This is a genomic window from Mesorhizobium sp. AA23 (assembly GCF_001672435.1).
Taxonomy (GTDB): domain Bacteria; phylum Pseudomonadota; class Alphaproteobacteria; order Rhizobiales; family Rhizobiaceae; genus Mesorhizobium.
Window position 1 is genome coordinate 1 of the sequence record NZ_LYTP01000026.1, and the last position, 3364, is coordinate 3364.

Annotated in this window: 1 protein-coding gene; it reads right to left on the reverse strand. The window is 68.0% G+C overall.

The features are described from left to right. Positions 1 to 3364: non-ribosomal peptide synthetase (locus A9K66_RS19925; RefSeq protein WP_156751108.1), on the reverse strand; the 3364-nt coding region annotated here is incomplete at both ends.

Sequence of the window (3364 nt, forward strand, 5' to 3'; positions counted from 1 at the left end):
ATTGCCGTCCGGCAGATAGCGCGCCAGATCGCCGGTGCGGTACAGACGGTCGCCAGCCACAAACGGGCTGGCAATGAAGCGCTCGGCCGTCAGCTCGGGCCGGTTGAGATAGCCGCGCGCCACGCCCACCCCGCCGATATAGAGCTCGCCCGCCGCCCCGAACGGAACCGGCCTGCCATGAGCATCCAGCAGATAGACCCGCGTGTTCGCGATCGGGCGGCCGATCGGGATCGATGCGGATCCATCCAGTTCGGCCGGAACCTCGTAATGCAAAGAAGCCACGATCGTCTCGGTGGGGCCGTACTCATTGACCATCATGGCCGTCGGCTGAATGGCGCGCCACAACTCCACCGTCGAACGCGACAGCGCTTCACCACCGACGATGAACAATCCGACCTGGCTGGTGACACGCTCGGCCAGCATCTGCTGGCCGAGCGTGTCGAGATAGCTCGGCGTGATCTCGATGATCCCGCAGCCCGAGATGATCTTTGCCTTTACCCCACCGATCTCATCGCCCCCTGTCACCAGCTCCAGATGACCACCATTGAGCAAAGGCGCAAACAGGCTGGTAACCGAGGCGTCGAAGGCCAAGGACAGGGAGACCGCGAACGATGAGCCCGGGGCGTAAGCCTTGCGGGCCCAGTCCAGATGATTGACCAGCCCGCGATGCTCGACCATGACGCCCTTCGGCGTTCCGGTGGAGCCGGAGGTGTAGATGATGTAGGCGAGATGGCGCGCGGTGAGCCCCAGCGCATGCGGGTCGGGATCCTGGGCGGTCTGCCCGGCCCAGGCGGGTGCTGCGGCGTCGAGGTCGACCACGTCCACCTGGCCAAGAGCCTCCGCGCCCAGGGCGGCGCGTCCGGCGGCGTCGCAAAGCAAGAGCTGTGGCGCGGCATCCTCAAGCACCTGGCCAAGCCGGGCGCTCGGATAGGCCGGGTCGAGCGGCACATAGGCGCCGCCCGCCTTCAGGATCGCAAGCACCCCCACCACCATCGCCGGGCTGCGCTCGACGCAGATCGCCACCGGCTGGTCCGGCTTCACGCCAAGCCCGATCAGATGATGCGCCAGCCGGTTGGCGCGAGCATTGAGCTCGCCATAGCTCAGCGCTTCGGCCTCATGCACCAGCGCCACCCTGTCGGGTCCCTGACGCACCTGCGCCTCGAACAGCTCGTGGATGCACTTGTGCGACGGATAGTCCGCTTCCGTCCGGTTCAGCTCCTCCAAAAGGTAAGTCCGCTCCTCGCGCGACAGCAGCTCGATGCGGCCCACCGGCTGCCCGGCATCGGCAACCATCGCCCGCAGCAGCGCCAAAAGATAGCCGCGCTGCCGCTCGATCGTGGCTTCGTCGAACAGTGCCGTCGCATAGTGCAGCGTTCCGGCGAGCTCCTCGCCGCTCTCGCCAAGGCTCAGCTCCAGGTCGAACTTGACCTGGTCGTAGGCATTGCCCACAGCCTCGACCGCGAGCCCGGGCAGATCAAGCCGCTCGACGGTCGCGTTCTGCCAGGCCAGCATAACCTGGAACAGCGGCGTGTGGTCGAGCGCGCGCGGCGGCTTGACGATCTCAACCACCTGCTCGAACGGCAGGTCCTGATGCTCCTGCGCGGCAAGCGCGGTGCGCCGCGTGCGTTCCAGAAGCTGCGCCACGCTCGGCGCCCCCGAAAGATCCAGGCGAAGCGCAAGCGTGTTGACGAAGAAGCCGATCAGCTCTTCGATCTCGCGCCGGCCGCGATTGGCGCTCGGCACGCCGATGACGATGTCGTCCTGCCCTGACAGGCGCGACAGCACCGCCGCCCAAGCCCCCAGCACCGTCATGAACAAGGTCGTGCCCTGCTGGCTGGCCAGCCGCTTCAGCCCGCGCGTCAGCGCCCGATTGATGACCACCGGCACGCCGGCCCCGGCAAACGACTGCTGGGCCGGGCGCGGCCGGTCCGTCGGCAAGGCAAGACAAGCAGGAGCCCCCGACAGGGCCTCGCGCCAGTAACGGGCCTGGCTCTGCAGCCTGTCCCCCGACAGCCACTGCCGCTGCCAGGCAGCATAGTCCGCATACTGGATGCCGAGCGGCGCCAAGGGATCATCATGCCCGCCAGCGAAGGCCCTGTAGAGCTGACCGAGTTCCCGCACCAGCACGCCCATCGACCAGCCGTCCGAGACAATGTGATGCTGCGTCAGCAGGAAGACGTGCTCCTCATGCGATAGCCGGATCAGGCGAGCGCGGATCATCGGCCCGCGCGACAGGTCGAAGGGCGTGTGCGCCTCTTCACGGCACAGGTCCTCAAGCGCCGCCTCAGCATCGGCCCGGCCGCACAGGTCGTGCTCGACTAGCGGCAGACCCGCATCCGCCGGCAGGATCCGGACCCAGGGCTTGCCGTCGGGCGCGACAAAAACATGGCGCAACGCCTCGTGACGCGCAAACACACCATCGAGGCTGCGCTGCAGGGCCGCCCGATCGAGCCGGCCCGTCAGCCGCAAGGCCAGCGGGATGTGGTAATTGGTGCCGGCCTCGTCCAGCTGCGCCAGGAACCACAGCCGCTGCTGGGCGAAGGAGAGCGCAAGCGGCTCATCGCGCGACACGGCAACAATCGCCGGCAGGTCTTTGCGATCGGCGCGGCTCAAATCTTCAACGATGCTTTCCGCCAGATCGCAAAGCACCGGCCTGGCGAAGAGCGTCGACAGCGGCACCTCGACACCGACGGCCGGCGAGAGCCGGCTCAGCAGCTGCACCGCCAGCAGCGAATGGCCGCCGAGCTCGAAGAAGTGGTCGTGGCGGCCGACCCGATCGAGCCCCAGAAGCTCGGCCCAGATCGCGGCCAGCGCCGTCTCGACCTCGCCCTGCGGCGCTGCATAGGCATTGCGCGCATAGGCATCGTCCTGCGGCGCAGGCAGCGCCTTGCGGTCGAGCTTGCCGTTCGGCGTCAGCGGCAGCCCGTCCAGGCGCACGAAGGCCGACGGCACCATGTAGTCGGGCAGCCGCGCGCCAAGATGCCCGCGCAACGCAGAGGCAAGCGCGCCCGCCTCTTTCCCGGCTCCGGCCTTATCCGGCGCTCCCGCTTCGTCCGCCTCTTGCTGCGCGCACACCACATAGGCGACGAGCCGCATCTCACCGGTGCGATCCTCGCGCGCCACCACCACCGCATCGCGCACCCATTCATGCTCGACAAGCCGCGCCGCAATCTCGCCCGGCTCGATGCGGAAGCCGCGGATCTTCACCTGCCCGTCGTTGCGGCCCAAGAACTCCAGATTGCCGTCCGGCAGATAGCGCGCCAGATCGCCGGTGCGGTACAGACGGTCGCCAGCCACAAACGGGCTGGCAATGAAGCGCTCGGCCGTCAGCTCGGGCCGGTTGAGATAGCCGCGCGCCACGCCC